We start from the raw sequence: 21,609 nt of genomic DNA, 5'->3' as shown, positions 1-21,609 counted from the left end.
AGATAGAGCCTCGTTTTTTAACGAGGCTCTATTTTTTTATTCGAAAAATACACATTCCTTAATCTTGTTATCCTTTCTATCATACAGAGCCAACTTTATTTCATTTTTCGATGCCATTTTCATAAGTATACAACATTCGCTTTATTTTATTTTTGCTTAATCGTTTTATTTAATAATTTCTAATATTTCAACAAAATCTGATAATTGATTTTTAAAGCATTATTATAAGTTATGTCATTGTTATTTAACCCTATCGTATTTTTATGATAAAAGGACTTTTTATTATCTTTAAATTTTTCTTTTTATGAATAAACGACATTTATTCTAAAATAAAACGCTTTTTATAATTTAAAAATAAATTTAAACTTTATTTTCATGTAGGCAACAGAATAAATACAATAAGATACATTGTATTATCTCTTTACCTTAACTTATTAGTTTAATTGATTTAATTTTCACTAAGCTTTAAGATATACATTAATAATTTGATGTATCACATTATTATCAGCGAATAAAAGCGATATTCTCTCTTTTCCTTATCGCCGTTATTCGGCATCTGACTTCTTATTTTGGTTTAAGCCTAAATGAAAACTCATAAAGTTAACCGGGTTCGCCCCTTTAGTGCATTTATTGATGCATGTGTAAAAGAGCCTTACTCTTTTGCGCGTTTATTAAAAGATATTATTGCAGGGATCACCGTCGGAATTATCGCGATACCTTTAGCTATGGCATTGGCAATAGGTAGCGGTGTTCCTCCGCAATACGGTCTTTATACCGCAGCTATTGCCGGTATAGTCATTGCTGTTTCTGGTGGCTCTCGCTACAGTGTTTCAGGCCCCACCGCCGCATTTGTCGTCATACTTTATCCTGTCTCGCAACAATTTGGCTTAAGTGGTTTGCTAATCGCTACGCTAATGTCTGGTATCATTTTAGTCGTTATGGGATTGGCTCGCTTTGGCAAGCTCATTGAGTATATACCTGTTTCTGTCACACTCGGGTTTACCTCAGGGATTGCCATCACTATAGCCACCATGCAAATAAAAGACTTTTTCGGTCTTGAAATGGCACATGTGCCAGAAACCTATATTGATAAAATTATTGCCTTGGGTGCAGCATTACCTACAATTCATCTTGGTGATACACTTATAGGCCTGACAACCCTATTTGTTTTAATATATTGGCCTAAATTGAATTTGCGTTTACCTGGCCATTTGCCCGCTTTAATTGCGGGTACTGCAGTAATGGGTGTTGTTAATTTATTAGGTCATGATGTTGCGACTATTGGCTCTCAATTTAGTTATATGCTTCCAAATGGTTCTACCGGGCAAGGCATTCCGCCCATTCTGCCTCAGTTTGTCTTACCTTGGAATTTACCAAGCACTGGTGCTTCTTTGGAATTAAATTGGAGTACTGTTTCTGCTTTATTACCAGCAGCTTTCTCAATGGCAATGTTGGGAGCAATTGAATCGCTATTATGTGCAGTTGTTCTTGATGGTATGACAGGTAAAAAGCACCACTCTAATGGTGAATTAGTGGGTCAAGGTGTCGGTAATATTGTCGCCCCCTTCTTTGGTGGTATTACTGCCACAGCAGCAATTGCTCGTTCAGCGGCTAACGTGCGTGCAGGTGCGACATCACCGGTTTCTGCTATTGTTCACTCATTATTAGTATTACTCACCTTACTTGTATTAGCGCCCTTTCTTTCTTATCTACCTTTAGCAGCGATGTCAGCATTGTTATTAATTGTTGCATGGAATATGAGTGAAGCGCGTAAAGTTATTGACCTTATTCGTCACGCCCCTAAAGACGATATTATTGTCTTAGTATTATGTTTATCGCTCACCGTTCTCTTTGATATGGTGATTGCAATTACTATCGGTATTGTATTGGCTTCATTATTATTTATGCGTCGTATCGCGAATATGACCAAAATAACCGAATCCCCTTATACCGATGATGATAAACAATTATTAGTTGTGCGTATTAATGGCCCATTATTCTTTGCTGCGGCAGAGCGTATTTTTAATGAATTACGTGAGCGTAGTAAGGGTTATAAGACCGTTATTATGCAGTGGGATGCCGTGCCAGTCTTAGATGCTGGGGGCTTACATGCATTCCAACATTTTGTGACTGATGTAAAACATGACACGCATGTAATTGTTTGTGATATTCCTTTTCAACCTTTAAAAACCTTAGCAAGAGCGCGAGTCACTCCCATTGAAGGAGAACTGAATTTTTATCCTTCATTACAAAAAGCATTGGATGATTTGGAGTTAATTCAGTAATAGCTTTCTAAAATACCCGAGAATAACTCAGCCTTTAATCACTTATTTATTAATGATTAAAGGCTGAAATCCAAATAATTTTTAATTCAAAAAAATACAAATCAAATTTAAATAAACTTTTAATGAGTCATCAAAACCAAATTACTTATTTAAATAAGATTGAAATGGTTTATTTATCCCACTTCCTTGCACACCCTTTTTTAATAAATCTTGATAAAGTGCATTCATTCCCAGCCAGTGATTTTCACACCATTCAGGGGCTAATAAAGTCGGTTTTCTGGCACTGGCGCTTACGCGATGATAAATAATGTCAGGAGGTGTATATCGGATCATCTCACCCGCGGTATACACATATTGCTCTTGTGTCAATGCGTTAATACGCCCTGCTTTCCATGCTTTCGCTATCGTACTGCCTTCAACAATATGCAAAGGGTGTAATTTAAGCCCATCAGTACCTGTTTCGACAACACGCGTTAAGGTTTGCATATTAAGTAAATGGTCTTCTCGGGGTAATCCTACAATAAGGTGCGTACACACTTTTAAACCTCGACGACGGGCTTCGCGTGTCGTCGCTTGGTAGCACTGAAAATCATGTCCACGGTTAATATGTTTAAGTATTTTATTATGCGCAGTTTGTAACCCTAATTCTAACCACACTTCATAACCTTGGTCATGGTAGCCTTGTAATAAATCCAATACGCTAACAGGCACGCAATCAGGGCGTGTTCCGACGCACAATCCCACAATATTCGCTTGTAATAATGCCGTTTCGTACATTATTCGCAAATACTCTACTTCTGCATAAGTACTGGTATAGGCTTGAAAATAGGCCAGATAACGGCGAGCACGATCAATACGTTTAGCTTGTTGTGTGATTTGTTCTTCAATAGAACTGAATTGTGTTTGCTCATTTGCAAACGAAGAGACATTACAAAAAGTGCAGCCACCACGCCCTAATGTGCCATCTCGATTAGGACAATTGAAACCGCCATGGAGGGTGATTTTATGAATTTTTTCGTGATAACGGCGCTGAAGATCAGCGCCGAACATATTCACGACTGTATGCAGTTGCATAACGTAATTTATTTGCTGGTATCTAACTCAGGAAAGTTTTTTACCACATCATCAATTGCTTTAATTTGAGCTAAGAATGGCTCTAACTTAGCAAGTGGTAATGCAGATGGGCCGTCACAACGTGCATTTTCTGGATCTGGATGAGCTTCCAGAAATAAGCCTGCAAGACCCACTGCCATACCTGCTCGCGCTAACTCTGCAACTTGTGCACGGCGCCCACCCGATGCAGCACCAAACGGGTCACGGCATTGCAGTGAATGTGTTACGTCAAAAATAACGGGGGCGCCTTGAGAAGCCTGCATCATGACATGGAAACCTAGCATATCAACAACCAAGTTATCGTAACCAAAGTTACTCCCACGATCACATAGAATAACTTGGTCATTGCCGCCTTCTTTAAACTTATCAACGATATTCCCCATTTGACCAGGACTAACAAACTGAGGTTTTTTTACGTTGATCACAGCACCTGTTTTCGCCATTGCTTCAACAAGATCTGTTTGACGTGCTAAAAATGCCGGTAATTGAATCACATCAACCACTTCTGATACTGGCTGTGCTTGTGAGGCTTCATGAACATCTGTAATAATTTTAACGCCAAAAGTCTCTTTTAACTCTTGGAAAATTTTCATTCCTTCTTCTAAACCAGGACCACGATAAGAGTGGATAGAAGAACGGTTTGCTTTATCAAAAGAAGCTTTAAATACATAAGGAATATTCAGCTTTTGAGTAACAGTGACGTAGTGTTCACAAATACGCATGGCTAAATCGCGCGATTCTAATACATTCATGCCACCAAAAAGCACAAAGGGTAGATCATTTGCTACCTTGATATCACCAATATTCACCACTTTATGTTGCATATTTATTCCTATACTGTTTGTAAATACTATTTTAATAGTACGTATTTAAATTTTTAATGTAGAACAATAGCATGCTGTTCTATCGAATGAATTTGAATTTTGATCATCTCTGAAATGGGATCTTCTGGGCATTGCTCAACAAAATAGTTTAAGTCAGAAATAGCCACATGATGACACTCTAACTGAGCAAAAATCAGCCCGCGATCTCTTATCTCATAAGGATCTTCGGGATCAAACATTAAAACAGTTTCACTTGCTTTTAATGCTTGCTCCATATTTTTTTCTTCCATTAAAGAAACTTTCAACGTATCTAAAAGCTTACGAATAATGGAGCTGTATTCTGATTCTTCTAAATCAGCGTCTAATAACACAGCATTATTTCCTACATTCCCTTTTAACCAAATTTCTAGGGTATGTTGTGATAAATATTCACCATTTATTGGGTTTAAAAATAGCGTTTGTTCATTAGGAATATCTATTCTAATAATGAGTTGTGTAGGATAAATAACAGGCGCTAATGGTAGGTTTAAGGCTTGTGCAATATAAATAAGAATCGACCCCAGTGAGACAGGAGAACCTATGTGGGTCGCCAATACTTTATCTAACCATAGAGTATCAGAAAGGCAATATTTGCCACTCGCACCACTAAAATGCCACTGTTTATAAAACAGTTTTAACAAGGCTTCTATTTTCTCTTTGGTGTTTCCTTGCTGGGGAATTTCAGCTTCTGCTTGCTCAACTAATTGAGCTAGCTGATAACTCACCGAAGGAGTCGGAAAATCAGGTCGAATGGCCTGAGAGATAAGGATCATGCCCTTTACTAAAGGGGCTTTATTAAATTCGTAATCAGCTATGGTTTCTATCATAATTCCAACGACCTACTGTCACTCGCTCATTACCGCCATAATCACGGAAAGTTTCCACACAGCAGTAACCCTTATCAGTAAAAATTTTGCGTACACCTTCACCTTGCTGCCAGCCGTGTTCTAGTAATACCCAGCCTTTATCAGTTAAAAACTGACGTGCAGTTTCAATGATAATTTCGATATCAGCAAAACCATTTTTACCAGAAACTAATGCGGTTAAAGGTTCAAAACGAACATCTCCTTGATGAATATGCTCATCATTTTCATCTATGTAAGGAGGATTACTAATTATCATACCAAATTGATACCCTGAGAGTGAACTAAACCAACAACTTTCCATAAATTCAGTGTTGTTTAATGCTAAGTGGGTCGCATTCTCTTGGGCTAGCGCAACTGCCTCAGTTTGAAAGTCCACGCCGATAATATGGCAATCAGGACGTTCTGATGCCATAGCTAGGGCTATTGCACCTGTTCCTGTACCCAAATCAAGAATATTTGTTGGTACTGTGGGAAGTTTTTCTAACGCTTGCTCAACAAGGCATTCAGTATCAGGGCGGGGAATTAATGTGGTTGGTGAGACTTTTAAAGGCAGTGACCAAAACTCTCTTTCGCCCACTAAATAGGCGATAGGCTCGCCTTTAATACGCCGAGCGAGTAATTGTGATAATTGCGCTAACTCATCTTGTGAAAGTAACGTTTCATTAAAAGCAATTAAATACGTTCGGGCACGTTGTGTTACATGCCCAAGAATAATTTCAGCATCTCGTTTAGGACTATCACTTTCAATTAATTGCAAGGCTGCTTGATGCAGCCATTGTTCATAATTCATTAATTTAACTCAGAAAGTGCAGAAAGCTGATCTGCTTGGTATTCAGTGACAATAGGTTGAATAAGTGGATCTAACTTTCCTTCCATCACTTCATCTAAGCGATAAAATGTGAGGTTAATCCGGTGATCTGTGACGCGACCTTGTGGAAAGTTATACGTCCGTATACGATCAGAACGATCGCCTGAGCCTAATAAGTTGCGACGCTCAGAAGCCTCAGCTTCATGACGCTTTTGCATTTCAGCTGCACGAATACGCGCCCCTAATACAGACATTGCTTTCGCTTTATTTTTATGTTGTGAACGTTCATCCTGACACTCCACCACAATCCCTGTTGGAATATGCGTAATACGAATTGCCGAATCGGTGGTATTAACGTGCTGACCACCGGCACCCGATGAACGAAATGTATCAATACGCAAATCACTTGGGCTAATGTCAGGTAATTCGGCTTCTGGCACTTCAGCTAATACCGCAACCGTACAAGCCGAGGTATGAATACGACCTTGAGATTCTGTTTCAGGTACGCGCTGAACACGGTGGCCACCGGATTCAAACTTCAATACCCCATAGGCACCATCACCAATTACTTTTGCAATGACCTCTTTATAGCCACCATGCTCACCTTCGTTCGCATTCATGACTTCAATACGCCAGCGTCGCGATTCTGCATAACGGCTATACATGCGGAATAAGTCACCCGCAAATAGCGCAGCTTCATCGCCTCCTGTTCCTGCACGAATTTCAAGAAAACAGTTAAATTCATCATCAGGATCTTTAGGCAATAACAGTACTTGTAGCTGTTGCTCTAAATTATCATTTAATGTTTGTGCTTCTTTCAGCTCTTCTTGCGCCATCTCTTTCATTTCAGGATCATCAAGCATCATTTCTGCTGCTTCGATGTCGTCTTGCACTTTTCGCCATTGACTAAAACAAGCCGTGACGTCGGTTAATTGAGAGTATTCTTTTGAAAGCGCACGAAAACGCTCCTGAGAGGCAATCACATCGGCTTCTGACAGAAGTGCCTGAATTTCTTCATAACGCTCTTGTAGAGCTTCCAACTTAGCGACAATAGAAGGCTTCATTCGTAGATTAAGATCCTGTTAGACAAAGTTAATTATGGGTAATACCCAAACTTTCACGTAATAGATTCAGGCGTTCGATATCACCATCACTGGCGGCCTGTTGAAGAGATTTCGTTGGTGTGTGAATAAGACGATTCATCAATTGATGAGAGAGCTGTTGAATGACTTTTTCCGCATCAGCTCCATTTTGTATCAACGTGATGGCTTTTTCTGTCATTTCTGCACGTAACGTCTCTGCGCTGTCTCGATATTCTCGAATTGCGCCAACAGCACCTTGAGCACGCAGCCAATCCATAAATTGTCCACTTTCTTGTTGGACAATATGTTCAGCCTGAACAGCAGCCGCTTGGCGCTGTTCACGATTATGTTGAATAATTGCTTCTAAATCATCAACGCTATAAAGATAGACGTTATTCAGCTTTTCAACATCCTGCTCAATATCACGAGGTACTGCAATATCCACCAGCAACATGGGTTGATTACGACGTTTTTTAAGCGCCCTTTCAACCATTCCTTTCCCAATAATGGGTAAAGGACTTGCGGTAGAACTAATGACAATATCAGCTTGTGCTAGGCATTCATCAATCTCAGATAACGTAATGACCTCCGCATCAACTTCACTCGCTAAACGCTGAGCACGCTCTTTAGTACGGTTAGCAATAATGATTTTTTTGACTTGATGTTCACGTAAGTGACGAGCCACTAACTCTATCGTCTCACCTGCTCCCACTAATAAAATGGTCAGAGAGGATAACGATTCAAAGATTTGACGCGCTAAGGTACATGCTGCAAAAGCGACAGAAACCGCATTGGCACCGATTTGTGTTTCTGTTCTCACTCTTTTCGCAACTGAAAAAGATTTCTGAAACAAACGTTCCAGCTCTGAAGAGAGCGAGTCGTAATTTTGAGAATCGGCAAAGGCTTTTTTTACTTGCCCTAAAATTTGAGGCTCACCTAATACCAAAGAGTCCAAACCGCTTGCCACTCGCATTAAATGGCTAACAGCTTGATTATCTTGATGCCAATAAATACTGCTTTGCAGTTCATTTGGCTCTATTTGGTGATATTGACATAACCAGCGGATCAATTGCTCATGGCTATTTTCTTTGTCTTCCATACTAAGATAGAGCTCAGTACGGTTACAGGTAGACAGCACAACACCGCCTCTGACAGCGGGTTGCTGTAAGAGGTTATTTAAGGCATCACCCATGGTATCGGGAGAAAAAGAGACTTTCTCACGTAAAGCAACGGGGGCTGTTTTATGATTAATACCTAATGCTAATAACGTCATATCAACTATATCGAGTTATGAATAAATACTGCCTCGCGACTTGACTTAGTGTAAACCTAAAACAGCGCATTTAGTATGGACTCTTTATTTCCGCCATTCTACTTGATGAACAGATTCAATAAAAGAGCTTACTTGAGTGATAGGGGATTTCTATACACAATTTAACGAAATATCGTTAAATCATAAGGTTTATGATACTCTTTTTTTCAACTAATAACGAATTAAAGGAATGTCTCAGCTATGCGTTCACGCTTTTTTTCAACTAAACATCTCCTGCGCCTCATCCCGCTAACGGCGCTATTGCTGAGTGCCTGTAATCTAAATCAGATAAAAACGCAGGGTTCAGCTTCTGATAATGATGTTCAATGGCAAGCTCGCCAACAAGTATTAAAGAATATTTCACAATATGAAACGCGAGGCGCTTTTGCTTATATGGAAGATACCAGCAAAACCTATGCCCGTTTCTATTGGCAAGACAAAGCAGATGAGCGTTATCGTTTATTGTTAACCAATCCATTAGGCACCACAGAACTTGATTTAAATGTTATGCCTGGTGTGATTGAAGTTACGGATAATAAAGGTCAAAAATATTATAGCGATAACCCTGCTGAAATGATCTATCAGCTCACAGGAATGGTTATTCCACTAAAAAATTTACGAGCATGGCTGGTAGGTTTACCCGGAGATGCAACTGATTTCGAGTTAGATGCAAATCATTTATTAAAATCGGTCACCCTACCTGCACCTGAAGGTGAATGGGTCGTCACTTATCAAGCTTATGATTCAAGCACGACTCCCAACTTGCCACAACGCCTCGAGTTAAAACAAGGTGAACGCATTATCAAATTAAAAATGGATAATTGGGATATACAGCAATGACACTAAATTGGCCATCTCCTGCCAAATTAAACCTTTTTCTCTATATTACGGGAAAGCGTCCCGATGGTTATCACAATCTGCAAACCCTATTTCAATTTTTAGATTATGGCGATACATTAACCATTACACCTCGTGATGATACTCAATTAACTATCTTAACGCCTATAGAGGGTGTAAAAGATGAAGATAATTTAATTATTAAAGCTGCTAAATTACTGCGTGATTATTGCCAACAACATAATATTGCTTTGCAATTTTACGGCGCAGATATTCGTGTTGATAAAAAGCTCCCAATGGGAGGTGGCTTAGGTGGAGGTTCATCGAACGCCGCAACGACACTCATTGCACTTAATTACCATTGGCAGGCGGGTCTAAGTGATGAAACCTTAGCCGAATTAGGGATGAGTTTAGGCGCTGATGTTCCCGTTTTTGTAAAAGGTCATGCAGCGTTCGCCGAAGGTGTTGGTGAAATTTTGACCTTTGCTGACCCGAAAGAGCAATGGTATTTAGTTGCACACCCCGGAATTTCCATTCCAACACCGACAATCTTCACAGATCCAGAATTAAAACGTAATTCTCCTATTCGCTCTCTTGGCGCATTATTAAAGGCTCCGTTCGAGAATGACTGTGAAATGATCGCAAGAAAACGTTTTCGTGAGGTTGAATATCTGCTTTCGTGGCTGTTAGAATATGCTCCGTCACGCTTAACTGGGACAGGTGCCTGTGTGTTCGGTGAGTTCGAATCACAAGTTGCCGCTAGTGAAGTGTTAATTAACGCCCCTGAGTGGGTGCATGGATTTGTAGCGCAAGGCGTCAACATTTCTCCTCTGCATTTATTCCGCTCAAGGATACCTGTGTTATTGCACCCGTAAGATGATGTTTACAAACCCTATGTTCATAAACACGTTCTTTACAGGTCAACAATATCTCTCTCTGGACGCAAGCCTGAGGTTTTTCTCGTGCCCGATATGAAGCTTTTTGCTGGTAACGCAACCCCGGAACTGGCTCAACGTGTTGCCAACCGACTCTACACTAGCCTAGGAGACGCGGCTGTAGGTCGTTTTAGCGACGGTGAAGTCAGTGTGCAAATCAACGAAAACGTACGTGGTGGTGATGTATTTATCATTCAATCAACCTGTGCACCTACTAATGATAATTTAATGGAATTAGTGGTCATGGTTGACGCATTACGTCGAGCTTCCGCTGGTCGTATCACTGCTGTTATTCCTTACTTCGGTTATGCCCGTCAGGATCGCCGTGTTCGTTCAGCCCGTGTTCCTATTACGGCAAAAGTTGTTGCGGATTTCTTATCTAGTGTAGGCGTAGACCGCGTTTTAACCTGCGACTTACACGCAGAACAAATCCAAGGGTTCTTTGATGTACCGGTTGACAATGTCTTCGGCAGCCCAATTCTTTTAGAAGATATGCTTCAAAAAGATTTGGACAACCCTATTGTTGTTTCTCCAGATATTGGCGGTGTTGTTCGCGCTCGTGCTATCGCAAAACTGCTAAATGACACCGATATGGCTATCATTGATAAACGTCGCCCTCGTGCTAACGTTTCTCAAGTTATGCATATTATTGGTGATGTTGCGAATCGCGACTGTATCCTTGTTGACGATATGATCGACACAGGTGGTACATTATGTAAAGCGGCTGAAGCACTGAAAGAACGTGGTGCTAAACGTGTATTTGCTTATGCAACTCACCCAATCTTCTCTGGTAATGCTGTTGAGAACATCAAAAGCTCTGTTATTGATGAAGTGATTGTTTGCGATACAATTCCATTGTCAGCAGAAATCAAAGCATTAAATAAAGTCCGTTCATTGACGCTTTCAGGCATGTTGGCTGAAGCCATTCGCCGTATTAGTAATGAAGAGTCAATCTCTGCAATGTTTGAACATTAATTTGTTATAAACACTCATTGCAATTTGAGATAACTAAACCCGCTATAGCATTTGCTGTAGCGGGTTTTTTGTCATTTAATTTTATTGAGAGATTAAATTTTAGTGAATAAAAAACCCGTCACAAAATATAAACGGGTTTATAGGTGTGTATTACAATGCATAATGACAACAGTTATTCACGTAATATCAGTTTATTTTAAATTCCGTTATTATTTTTATTTTATCTATTCTGATATTTATTTATAATAACAACATTATGGATAACGATGATTATCATGGCGACGATAACGTTCATCATGATTACGTAACCACCAATACCTTTCTGCTATTGTTTCTCTACCACCAATACGGGCGCCCGCTAACCAAACTAGAGCACCAATAAAGATCCCCATTAAAGAGATATCGGCTAAAAATTCAGGAAGTCCTAATGGGAAGATATGGCTAAAAAGTGTATAACCCAAGCTACTGAGCATCACAACCATCCCCGTAGCCATACATAAATTACCAACCGCAAATGCATGTTTATATTTCATGTTACACCTCCACAAGCGCGTCATCTGACGATTCAACACCAAAACACTTCGAATAACCTTTTATTCATTGCAGTTATTATAGCCATAAATACTAAGAAGGTATTGTCGAAGCGATCACATCGTTCTGAAATTCACTGACAAATCTTCACAAAAAATGTGTTTTTATTTCTTTTAAAAAGAAAATAACGTTATTTTTAACGCTTTCGCTCTTTTTGTTAAATCAAAACGTCAACATTTCGTTCACTAATGGCTTCTAAAAACGTTCAATGCAATCTATTTTGTGCTTCGGCGCGTAGACAGGTAAACTATGGGCTTTCTTTTTAGACGATAACAATGAAAGGCTATTGTGAGTAAAATTAAACTTATCGTCGGGTTAGCAAACCCCGGTGCAGATTATGCCCAGACTCGTCATAATGCGGGTGCTTGGTATGTAGATTTATTGGCTCAACGTCATCAACAATCTCTAAAAGAAGAGAGTAAATTCTTTGGTTACACCGCACGCATTAATTTGAATGGTAATGATGTTCGATTATTAGTCCCGACCACCTTTATGAACTTAAGTGGTAAAGCCGTGCAGGCGATGGCTAATTTCTATCGTATTGAGCTTGATGAAATTTTAGTGGCGCACGATGAACTTGATTTACCTCCTGGTGTTGCCAAAATGAAATTAGGTGGTGGTAATGGCGGTCATAACGGATTAAAAGACATTCAAAGTAAATTTGCGAATAACCCAAATTTTTATCGTTTACGTATTGGTATTGGTCATCCTGGTGATAAAAATAAAGTTGTTGGCTTTGTATTAGGCAAACCACCAATGAGTGAACAAAAATTAATTGATGACGCTATTGATGAAGCCCTTTCGTGTACAGATATTTTAATGCGTGATGGTTATGAAAAAGCAATAAATCGCTTACATAGCTTTAAAGCGTAATTGTTGTGTTAATAAATTAAACAATTTTCATTATTCTGAGGGCCTAGTTCCCCTCTTCTTTTGTGCTATTAATCCCTGATGATTTAATCAAACAGGGATTTGTTCTATAATGGCGCCAAATTTTTTTAACAGCACACAACAGGAACACTCCCTCCTGTTGTTTTTATGTGACAAGGTGAACGTTTATGGGATTTAAATGTGGTATCGTCGGTCTGCCTAACGTAGGAAAATCTACACTGTTTAATGCCTTAACTAAGGCCGGTATTGAGGCAGCCAACTTCCCATTCTGTACTATTGAACCAAACACAGGTGTTGTTCCAATGCCTGATCCTCGCTTAGATAAGCTGGCTGAAATTGTTAAACCACAGCGTATTTTACCCACAACAATGGAATTTGTTGATATCGCGGGTTTAGTAAAAGGTGCCTCTAAAGGTGAAGGTTTAGGTAACCAATTCCTAACGAATATTCGTGAAACTGAAGCAATTGGCCATGTCGTTCGTTGTTTTGAAAATGACAATATCATTCACGTTTCAGGTAAAGTTGATCCTGCTGACGATATCGAAATCATCAATACTGAATTAGCCCTTTCTGACTTAGATACGTGTGAGCGTGCAATGCACCGTAATCAGAAAAAAGCAAAAGGTGGCGATAAAATTGCTAAAGCTGAGATGGAAGTATTAGAAAAATGCTTACCACACTTAGAAAATGCCAGCATGTTACGTTCTCTGGACTTAACGGAAGAAGAAAAAGCGACTATTCGTTATTTAAGTTTCTTAACGTTAAAGCCAACAATGTATATTGCAAACGTTAATGAAGATGGTTTTGAAAATAATCCATATCTTGAAACTGTACGTAAAATTGCAGAAGCAGAAGGCTCCGTTGTTGTCCCTGTTTGTGCTGCAATTGAATCAGATATTGCTGAGCTAGAAGATGCTGAACGTGAAGAGTTTATGCAAGATTTAGGCATTGAAGAACCAGGCTTAAATCGTGTTATTCGTGCAGGTTATTCATTACTGAACTTACAAACTTACTTCACTGCCGGTGTAAAAGAAGTTCGTGCATGGACAATCCCTGTGGGTGCAACCGCACCACAAGCCGCAGGCAAAATCCACACTGACTTTGAAAAAGGTTTTATCCGTGCTCAAACTATCGCTTATAACGATTTTATCACGTACGGTGGTGAACAAGGCGCGAAAGAAGCTGGTAAAATGCGTGCAGAAGGTAAAGAATATATCGTTCAAGACGGCGATGTAATGAACTTCTTATTTAATGTGTAAGATTAAATAAAATATTCGCTATTTTCTAAAAGCCTTATGTTTTCATAAGGCTTTTTTATAATTAACTTAAAATTATACTAGAGATATTTATTAATATTATAAAAAATAAAAATAATAATTAGCCAATTCTATACTAGAAAAATAATATTTATAATTATTTTTCTATTAAACATCTGATGTTATTTAATAGTAATGTGAAAAATAATGATATAAAAAAATATTTTCTATATTAAAATGTTTACTCGTAATTTTAATTTTGCAAACCATATCCAAATATATCTTATATTAATAAAAATGATCAAGGGTGTATAAAAATCACCTTTAATAGCCTTGGAGAAATAAAGATAAACTCAATAAAATTATACCCATAACGAGTGTCACAACCAGTTATTGATAAGTATAAATAACTAAGTTAAATTATTTAATTCTAAGTATAAAAAATAACATTCAGTTAATTATTAAATACACAACTATCATACACTATTCAATAACAATTAAAACATTTGAAATACTTATAAATTGGGATAATACTTAATTGGATAATCGATTAATGATTGTTACTTATTAAATAAAGGAATGGCTTTACCATGAATAATAATTTTCAACCTAATGTGCGAGATAATAGTGACATCAAAAAGAATGAAAATAATAGTAGCCAATATGGACAGAAAATAATAACCAACTTAAATAATTATATTAACAATCATCCTGAATATACTATTTATCAAAATTCATTAATGAGTAGCTTAATTGCAGGTGTATATGACAGCGATGTCACTATTGCTGATTTATTAAAGCACGGTGATTTTGGTTTAGGAACTTTTGAACAACTTGATGGCGAGCTAGTTGCATTCGACAATAATGTTTTTCAATTACGCTCTGATGGTAACGCACGTAAGGTATTACATTCTCAAAAATCCCCTTTTGCTGTAATGACATTTTTTAATTGTGATATTGAACATCACTTTTCTTATGGTGCATCGCAAAAAGAAATACACCATGTCATTAATCAGTATGTTCCTTCCGACAATCTATTTTGTGCAATCAGAATTGAAGGCGAATTTGAATTAGTTAAAACACGCACAGTTCCTCGTCAAGAGCCTCCCTATCGCCCAATGTTAGAAGCTATCGAAAATCAGCCTACTTTCACCTTTCACAATGAAACAGGGACTATTGCAGGTTTTCGATCCCCACAATTTACTCAAGGAATAAATGTTGCAGGGTTTCATGAACATTATATTAATCAACAACGTCAAGGCGGTGGTCACGTCCTTGATTATTATTTAAAACAAGGCACCTTACAAATCGGTATAATTTCCCGCCTTACCATTGATTTACCCAGCCAATCCGCTTTTTTACAAGCTAATTTAATGCCAGACAATCTCCATCAAGCAATAGAACAAGCCGAAAATTAATTCCAAAAATCACTAACTTTATTCTTAATCTCATTTTTTATTCACTTGCAAAATCAAAGAAGGTTATATGAATACTCCTCATTGGAAATGTGGTGCAGATTTAGTTGTCAAACAATTAGAACAACATGGCATTAAACAAGTGTTTGGTATTCCGGGTGCAAAAATAGATCGTGTATTTGATTCTCTTCTCGATTCAACTATTAAAACAGTGGTGGTTCGTCATGAGGCTAATGCGGCCTTTATGGCTGCAGCGGTTGGTCGTTTAACGGGTAAAGCGGGTGTGGCTATCGCAACATCAGGGCCGGGATGCTCTAATCTTGCGACAGGCATAGCAACAGCAACGTCTGAAGGCGATCCCTTAGTTGCATTGGGAGGATCAGTAAAATCCTCAGATAGATTAAAACTGGTTCATCAAAGCATGGATACCGTTACCATGTTTAATCCTATCACTAAATTTTGTGCCGAAATTGATTCCTCAAAATCAATCTCTGAAACTATGGCTAACGCCTTTCGTCATGCAGAATCAGGAAGACCAGGCTCGGCTTTTTTAACTTTCCCCATGGATATTTTAAATAACGAAGTTAATAGTCCAATATTAGTGCCTAAATCAAAATCCAATATTGGTAGCGCAAATAATGAGGCTATCCAAGAGGCCGTTAAATTACTGCAGAATGCTAAAAGCCCTGTTATTTTATTAGGGCTACAGGCGAGTTACCCTGAAAATGCATTAGCATTACAAAAGCTACTTGATATTTGTCCGCTCCCAATTGTAGGCACTTATCAATCAGCAGGAGCAATCGCTCAACGCCATTTTCCTTTATTTGCTGGTCGTATTGGTTTGTTTAATAATCAACCGGGTGATAAATTACTTTCTCATGCAGATTTAGTCATTACTTTAGGTTATAGCCCTATCGAATATGAGCCGTCATTATGGAATCATAATAATGCCAATATTATTCATGTTGATGAAATTCCAGCTGAGATTGATTTAGCTTACTGCCCTGATTTAGAATTAACAGGTAATATCAAATTAACAATTGATAATTTAACTCAGCATTTTGCTAAACAAGCCACATCTCAAATTATACTCTCAAATAATACTCGACAGGTTTTAGAAAAAATTCGTCGCCAAAGAGAAATTCTGCAACAAAATAGTTATTTTCGACATGGTTCTCCTATTCACCCTTTAACTATTATTCATGAGATGCAAAATATTATTGATAACGATGTAACACTCTGTATTGATATGGGAAGCTTTCATATTTGGCTTGCTCGTTATCTTTATAGTTTTAGGGCAAGACAAATGTTAATTTCTAATGGACAACAAACCATGGGTGTTGCATTGCCTTGGGGAATTGGCGCTTCTTTTGTTCGGCCTTCTGATAAAATTATTTCTGTTTCTGGTGATGGTGGCTTTATGCAATCGTCCATGGAGTTAGAAACTGCGGTTCGTTTAAATACCAATATCTTGCATATTATCTGGGTGGATAACGCTTATAATATGGTAGAAATGCAAGAGCAAAAAAAATATGACCGTTATTCTGGCGTAAAATTTGGAGCAATTGATTTTAAACGTTACGCTGAATCCTTTGGCGCTAAAGGGTTTTCTGTTGAGTGTGCATCTCAATTACGTACTGTTTTACATGAAGCAATGGCCGTTGATGGCCCTGCGGTTCTTGCTATTCCTGTCGATTATCGAGATAACGCTAAATTAATGGAACATATTGATTATAATCTGATTATTTAGTGTATTCTAAACTAATCACATAAAAGCCCCCAATAATATAAAATACTACTGGGGGCTTTCTAATAGAGCGCTACTGTTTATTTTGACTTAAATATTCAGCGACACGAGCTTCAATACTTTTACGCTCACTCTCTGACAAAGAATAAAACATAGCGACATTATTGACATCGACATTCAGTAATAAACCGTAATAATAAGTATTTTTCACATCACCTTTTAACAGATAAACTTCATAGAGTTTTGAAAAAGAAGGCTCTGCAAAATTCATTTTTCCTAATCGAATATTCATCTCTACAATATAGTCATTATGATTTTTTAAAGTAGAAATATACATATTTACTGCAGGATCCTGATTTACGTTATCCAGCCCATTGGAGTACATTTTATTTAATTCAGTGTATATACGACTATCTATACCAAATGGATAATCTAAAGATAATTGATACCACTCAATTGCTTTATCTAAATCTTTCTCAACTAAACAAGGTGCTTCTAAATAATAATCAGCAATAGTTATAGTGCTATTATAGGTAAATTCGTTACTACGAGGTTTTTCTGTTTCTATCCATTTTTTAAAGTAATTCGCTACTTTATTGATATTATCTTTATCTTCACAAATATTCTCCATATAATATTTATAAAGGTATTCACTCGCTTTTTTATTTCCTAAATTATACGCTTTTTCTGCATAAACAAAACTTTTTTGGCGATCTTCATAAGAGTAAAACCTTGCTAGTTCAAGTAGTTTCTTATCATTATCTTCTTGTTTCATTAAACGACTAAGATCATAATTTCTTCCCTCACGAGTTCTTGTCACTATTTCGTACAATTCTAATTCTGGGTTAGATAAATCAATACTAATACGTTTTTCATACTCTTGTGCTTTTGCGACATCTTTTTGAATACCTTCTTTACCCTCTTGATAAATTAAGGATAAATTTATCATTGGGTAATTTTTACATCATTAACACTTTTTTGCTTAAAATACTTACTGTCTATTCCCTATCAACGCTTTTCCATGAATAATAACAAAAATGACTTTTACACTTTGTTGATACTCATTAATGCTAATTTTCACTTATCAAATTAGCTATTTTGATAGATGATGCCGTTCCTCCTGTTATATTGATATTTAGGATAAAATACATATGTCTCATATCTCATTACTTTCTTCTCATGCTCGATTTATTGCTCTACGCCTTCTCCCTAATGAAGATGTCATTATGGCATTACGACAAATAATGAAGGAACAAAACCTGAAATCAGCATTTATTGCAGGTTGTGTGGGGAGTTTAACAGATGTGGTATTACGTTTTGCAGGACGCGAAGAAAATCGCTATCTTACAGGTAAATTTGAAATTGTTTCACTGATTGGAACATTAGATGACCAAGGTGAGCATTTGCATTTAGCAGTTTCAGATGAAAATGGATTAATGTGTGGTGGACATATGATGCCAGGTTGTACAGTGCGCACAACGCTAGAGCTCGTTATTGGTGAGTTAGAGCAAGTGACTTTTAGCCGTCAGCCTTGTAAACACTCTGGTTATGAAGAGTTGGTCATCACGCCGCGTAAATAGTTTTTTATAAAAAATCGCTATTTATGCAAAATAATAAAACCAATAATAACAATTCTTTTTGCTAAGGTTTTTAAACTATGTCTACAACTCCTCTGATTTCGAGTCGTACACTCGTGCTTATTGTTGTTTCTATTGCAATAAATATGATCGGTGGTCAAATCACCTCAATGGTCAAACTTCCTATCTTTTTAGATTCTATTGGTACGCTTATTTGCGCATTATTAGGTGGCCCATGGGTCGCATTATTGACTGGATTATTAACCAATCTATTATGGGGATTAATTAGTGGCCCGATGGCAGCCGCATTTGCTCCTGTTGCCATGATGATAGGATTAAGTGCAGGTTTATTGGCTCGAGCAGGTGGCTTTCGTTCTTTAATCAGAGTCATTGGTTCTGGTGTTATTATTACATTAGCATTAATGATTGTTGCTGTGCCTATTCGAACTTATTTATTTGGTGGCGCAACAGGCAGTGGCGCTGATTTCTTTGTCGCTTATTTTCATGCTATTGGTGAAGGTTTAATCGAATCTGTTGCCATTACTGTATTAGGTGCAAATCTTGCTGATAAAATATTGTCTGCGATTATTGCCTGGCTATTAGTGCGTCAATTACCTCAACGAACACAACGTAATTTTCCAGCGATCGCCAAGGTTCGCTAACATGCATCCCTTTACCTCATTGGCATTATGGCTTTGGTTAAGTGCCAGTGTGCTTTTTTTATCATTAAGCTTGCCACTGCTGATAATCAGCAGTGGCACTTTTATTAGCTTATTGATTTGGAAAGCCTCTCGCTGGCGTTGGCGTTTTATTGCATGGCTAATGATCCCTATGGCAATAGGATTATGGTTAGTCCATAGTGGCTGGTTGGCTTATTGGTTAACGGGATCACCGTTAGATAAAAGTAAACAAGCCATGGCAATAGCTTTATGGTTAAGATTATTAGCCATAATATGTGGTGCACAATTGTGGCTACAATATACCTCGACAGAACACTTCATTAGAGCGCTATTTGCAAGCCGTTTACCGATGAGCCTTTCCTATTTATTAGCGGGGCCTTTATTGCTAGTAGAACAATTACGCCAACAATTACACAATATAAGAGAGGCACAATTAGCACGAGGCGTTCCTCTTGATGGCTCATTTTGGCAACGTTTAACTACGTTACCCGCCATTATTCTGCCTCTTATTAGCCATATATTAAGTGATTTAACCATTCGCAGTGCAGCATTAGATATGAGGGGTTTTCGTATTATTGCAAAACGAACAACGCTATATCCCCCTATCGATACATCACTTCAAAAAATACTCCGTTACTCTATTGGGCTGCTTATCTTGATTGAAGGAGGTTTTTGGCTATGGTGGTAAATCTTCAACAATTTAGTTTTACCCCTAAAGGCGACGATCACCCCATCCTTGGGCCTATTGATCTCCAATTAAAACAAGGGGAGTGGCTTGTTATCCTTGGGGGAAATGGGAGTGGTAAAAGCCTTCTTGCTCAATTATTAGCGGGCTGGTTTCCTGATATATTAACAGGCACTGTGCAAGGCTTGGGAATTGTACAAAATACTGAACTAGATAAAAATCGCTTAGTATCACTCGCTCCTGGTCGCCAACTCGTTCAACAATCGCCTCAATTACAACTTTCAGGGTGTGCGTTTACCGTAGAACAAGAAATTGCCTTTGGCCCTGAAAATTTAGGCTTAAGTGCCAATGAAATTCGATTTCGAGTAAAAGAGGCTCTGACGTTAACACAATGCGACAGTTTACGTTTTCGCCACCCTGCAACTCTTTCAGGCGGTGAAGCACAGCGTATCGTCATTGCTAGTGCGCTTGCTATGCACCCTAAATTACTATTGCTTGATGAAGCCTTTAGCCGTTTAACACCTAATGCAACACAGCAATTACAACTACGCATAAAACATTATGCTAAAGAGCATAACTGTAGTGTGGTGATCCTTGAACGTAATTTATTACCTGCAATGATGCTAAGTGAACAATTTTTATTGTTAGAAGCAGGGAAAATGAAAGCAGCAGGTACCTTAGACTCTATTTTCCCTTTCTTATTTTCAACAATTAATGCACCTGATTCATGGCAAGCGTTACATTGGTTAATTGAAAATCATCATTGGAATAAAAATATTGTAAATAATGATAAAGCCTTACTTAAAGCTTTTAAGGAATTTTATGCTACAACTTGATAAAGTGACTTATCGTTGGAGCGATGATGTTCCACCTTGTATTGCTCAGTTATCCTTGACGTTAAATCAAGGAGAATGGATAACCCTAGTGGGGGATAATGGCGCAGGTAAATCAACCTTATTACGTTTAATCGCAGGGTTATTAACGCCAAATGAAGGTGAAGTCAATTTAAATAACACCCCGCTATCCCAGATGAAAGCACAACAACGGGCACACTATATCGGTGTTTTATTTCAAGAACCTGAACGACAAATTTTTCATAATACCGTTGAAAAAGAGATCACATTTGGCCTAAAACAGCGCCAGTTTCCTAAAGCCGAAATAAAAAAACGTTTAGATGAAACATTAGCGCTTTGTGGCTTAAGTGAGGTTATTGATGTTCATCCGTTAGATTTGCATGCAGGTCAACGAAGAATGGTTGCTGTGGCAAGTCTAAGTATTTTGTCACCAAAAATATTACTGCTTGATGAGCCAACACGTGATTTTGATGCCCATTGGCTGTCTTGTTTTGAACACTGGCTTCATGTACAAAAAAAATTAGGGACAACGGTCCTTGCTATTAGTCATGATCTTGATTTTACTGCTCGTCATTTTGAGCGTGTTATTCATTTATCATCAGGCAAATTAATTGCTGATGATTCTCCTGAAAAAGTACTAATGAATTCAACATTACAATCTCTTTCTGATATCCCCGCACCTACGTTATACTCATTAAGCCAAAAACTAAAACTTCCCATTAAAAATAACCCAATAGAATGGGCTAAAATGCTAGTTGAAATGAATAAAAATCATAAAATTAATTCATAATAATCTTAAGGCCTACCTATTATTCGTGTTCGCTGTTGTTTATTTTA

The 21,609-nt window shown here is 37.9% G+C and carries 21 protein-coding genes; 13 read left to right on the top strand and 8 right to left on the bottom strand.

Features of this window, described 5'->3' with window-relative positions:
* Positions 1-584 precede the first annotated feature (584 nt).
* A complete protein-coding gene (dauA, locus tag INT04_RS12895; protein ID WP_193016515.1) occupies positions 585-2,285 on the top strand; it encodes a C4-dicarboxylic acid transporter DauA in 1,701 nt (566 codons plus the stop codon).
* A 141-nt stretch (positions 2,286-2,426) separates the two neighbouring features.
* Here the strand turns inward: dauA and INT04_RS12890 are convergent, their stop codons facing one another.
* The 6 genes from INT04_RS12890 to hemA are packed head-to-tail and all read right to left on the bottom strand — an operon-like array spanning position 2,427 to position 8,290.
* Positions 2,427-3,359: a TIGR01212 family radical SAM protein gene (locus INT04_RS12890; protein WP_193016514.1), complete on the bottom strand. Its 933-nt coding sequence runs from the start codon at positions 3,357-3,359 to the stop codon at positions 2,427-2,429.
* An 8-nt stretch (positions 3,360-3,367) separates the two neighbouring features.
* Positions 3,368-4,222: a 3-deoxy-8-phosphooctulonate synthase gene (kdsA, locus tag INT04_RS12885; RefSeq protein ID WP_193016513.1), complete on the bottom strand. Its 855-nt coding sequence runs from the start codon at positions 4,220-4,222 to the stop codon at positions 3,368-3,370.
* A 53-nt stretch (positions 4,223-4,275) separates the two neighbouring features.
* Positions 4,276-5,085, bottom strand: coding sequence for an invasion regulator SirB1 (sirB1, locus tag INT04_RS12880; protein ID WP_193016594.1), 810 nt, complete (start codon positions 5,083-5,085; stop codon positions 4,276-4,278).
* Positions 5,069-5,917 carry a peptide chain release factor N(5)-glutamine methyltransferase gene (prmC, locus tag INT04_RS12875; RefSeq protein ID WP_193016512.1) on the bottom strand — a complete coding sequence of 283 codons (849 nt, stop codon included), beginning with the start codon at positions 5,915-5,917 and terminating at the stop codon, positions 5,069-5,071. Before prmC ends, sirB1 begins: the two co-directional genes overlap by 17 nt.
* Positions 5,917-6,999 carry a peptide chain release factor 1 gene (gene prfA, locus INT04_RS12870; RefSeq protein WP_193016511.1) on the bottom strand — a complete coding sequence of 361 codons (1,083 nt, stop codon included), beginning with the start codon at positions 6,997-6,999 and terminating at the stop codon, positions 5,917-5,919. Before prfA ends, prmC begins: the two co-directional genes overlap by 1 nt.
* A gap of 28 nt (positions 7,000-7,027) precedes the next feature.
* Positions 7,028-8,290: a glutamyl-tRNA reductase gene (hemA, locus tag INT04_RS12865; protein WP_193016510.1), complete on the bottom strand. Its 1,263-nt coding sequence runs from the start codon at positions 8,288-8,290 to the stop codon at positions 7,028-7,030.
* 240 nt (positions 8,291-8,530) lie between these two features.
* Between hemA and lolB the strand changes: the two genes are divergently transcribed.
* From lolB to prs, 3 genes are all read left to right on the top strand, one after another.
* The gene (gene lolB / locus INT04_RS12860) at positions 8,531-9,169 is read left to right on the top strand and encodes a lipoprotein insertase outer membrane protein LolB (RefSeq protein WP_193016509.1); all 639 of its coding nucleotides are present in this window, start codon (positions 8,531-8,533) and stop codon (positions 9,167-9,169) included.
* Positions 9,166-10,041: a 4-(cytidine 5'-diphospho)-2-C-methyl-D-erythritol kinase gene (ispE, locus tag INT04_RS12855; protein WP_193016508.1), complete on the top strand. Its 876-nt coding sequence runs from the start codon at positions 9,166-9,168 to the stop codon at positions 10,039-10,041. The genes lolB and ispE overlap by 4 nt, the downstream gene beginning before the upstream one ends.
* Before the next feature lie 87 nt (positions 10,042-10,128).
* Positions 10,129-11,076, top strand: a complete 948-nt coding sequence (gene prs, locus INT04_RS12850) for a ribose-phosphate diphosphokinase (protein WP_193016507.1) — start codon at positions 10,129-10,131, stop codon at positions 11,074-11,076.
* A gap of 254 nt (positions 11,077-11,330) precedes the next feature.
* Here the strand turns inward: prs and ychH are convergent, their stop codons facing one another.
* A complete protein-coding gene (gene ychH, locus INT04_RS12845; protein ID WP_193016506.1) occupies positions 11,331-11,609 on the bottom strand; it encodes a stress-induced protein YchH in 279 nt (92 codons plus the stop codon).
* Between the two features lie 346 nt (positions 11,610-11,955).
* Here ychH and pth point away from each other — a divergent pair, with 346 nt between their 5' ends.
* From pth to alsS, 4 genes are all read left to right on the top strand, one after another.
* Positions 11,956-12,540 carry an aminoacyl-tRNA hydrolase gene (gene pth, locus INT04_RS12840; protein WP_193016505.1) on the top strand — a complete coding sequence of 195 codons (585 nt, stop codon included), beginning with the start codon at positions 11,956-11,958 and terminating at the stop codon, positions 12,538-12,540.
* 185 nt (positions 12,541-12,725) lie between these two features.
* A complete protein-coding gene (gene ychF, locus INT04_RS12835) occupies positions 12,726-13,817 on the top strand; it encodes a redox-regulated ATPase YchF (protein WP_193016504.1) in 1,092 nt (363 codons plus the stop codon).
* A gap of 587 nt (positions 13,818-14,404) precedes the next feature.
* Positions 14,405-15,232 carry an acetolactate decarboxylase gene (budA, locus tag INT04_RS12830; protein WP_193016503.1) on the top strand — a complete coding sequence of 276 codons (828 nt, stop codon included), beginning with the start codon at positions 14,405-14,407 and terminating at the stop codon, positions 15,230-15,232.
* Between the two features lie 67 nt (positions 15,233-15,299).
* Positions 15,300-16,979 carry an acetolactate synthase AlsS gene (gene alsS / locus INT04_RS12825; protein WP_193016502.1) on the top strand — a complete coding sequence of 560 codons (1,680 nt, stop codon included), beginning with the start codon at positions 15,300-15,302 and terminating at the stop codon, positions 16,977-16,979.
* A 70-nt stretch (positions 16,980-17,049) separates the two neighbouring features.
* Here the strand turns inward: alsS and INT04_RS12820 are convergent, their stop codons facing one another.
* Positions 17,050-17,925, bottom strand: a complete 876-nt coding sequence (locus tag INT04_RS12820; RefSeq protein WP_193016501.1) for a hypothetical protein — start codon at positions 17,923-17,925, stop codon at positions 17,050-17,052.
* A gap of 202 nt (positions 17,926-18,127) precedes the next feature.
* Between INT04_RS12820 and INT04_RS12815 the strand changes: the two genes are divergently transcribed.
* From INT04_RS12815 to INT04_RS12795, 5 genes are all read left to right on the top strand, one after another.
* Positions 18,128-18,556 carry a PPC domain-containing DNA-binding protein gene (locus INT04_RS12815; RefSeq protein WP_193016500.1) on the top strand — a complete coding sequence of 143 codons (429 nt, stop codon included), beginning with the start codon at positions 18,128-18,130 and terminating at the stop codon, positions 18,554-18,556.
* A 77-nt stretch (positions 18,557-18,633) separates the two neighbouring features.
* Positions 18,634-19,215 (top strand): ECF transporter S component, encoded by a 582-nt coding sequence (locus tag INT04_RS12810; RefSeq protein WP_193016499.1) that lies wholly within the window; start codon positions 18,634-18,636, stop codon positions 19,213-19,215.
* Between the two features lies 1 nt (position 19,216).
* The gene (locus INT04_RS12805; RefSeq protein ID WP_193016498.1) at positions 19,217-19,921 is read left to right on the top strand and encodes an energy-coupling factor transporter transmembrane component T; all 705 of its coding nucleotides are present in this window, start codon (positions 19,217-19,219) and stop codon (positions 19,919-19,921) included.
* Entirely contained in the window at positions 19,912-20,754 is an 843-nt protein-coding gene (locus INT04_RS12800) for an energy-coupling factor ABC transporter ATP-binding protein (RefSeq protein WP_193016497.1), read from the top strand. The genes INT04_RS12805 and INT04_RS12800 overlap by 10 nt, the downstream gene beginning before the upstream one ends.
* A complete protein-coding gene (locus tag INT04_RS12795; protein WP_193016496.1) occupies positions 20,741-21,562 on the top strand; it encodes an energy-coupling factor ABC transporter ATP-binding protein in 822 nt (273 codons plus the stop codon). Before INT04_RS12800 ends, INT04_RS12795 begins: the two co-directional genes overlap by 14 nt.
* The last annotated feature ends 47 nt before the right edge of the window (positions 21,563-21,609 follow it).

The sequence above is a fragment of the Proteus sp. FME41 genome (assembly GCF_014897315.1).
Taxonomy (GTDB): Bacteria; Pseudomonadota; Gammaproteobacteria; order Enterobacterales; family Enterobacteriaceae; genus Proteus.
This window is presented reverse-complemented; position numbering and strand designations above follow the sequence as displayed.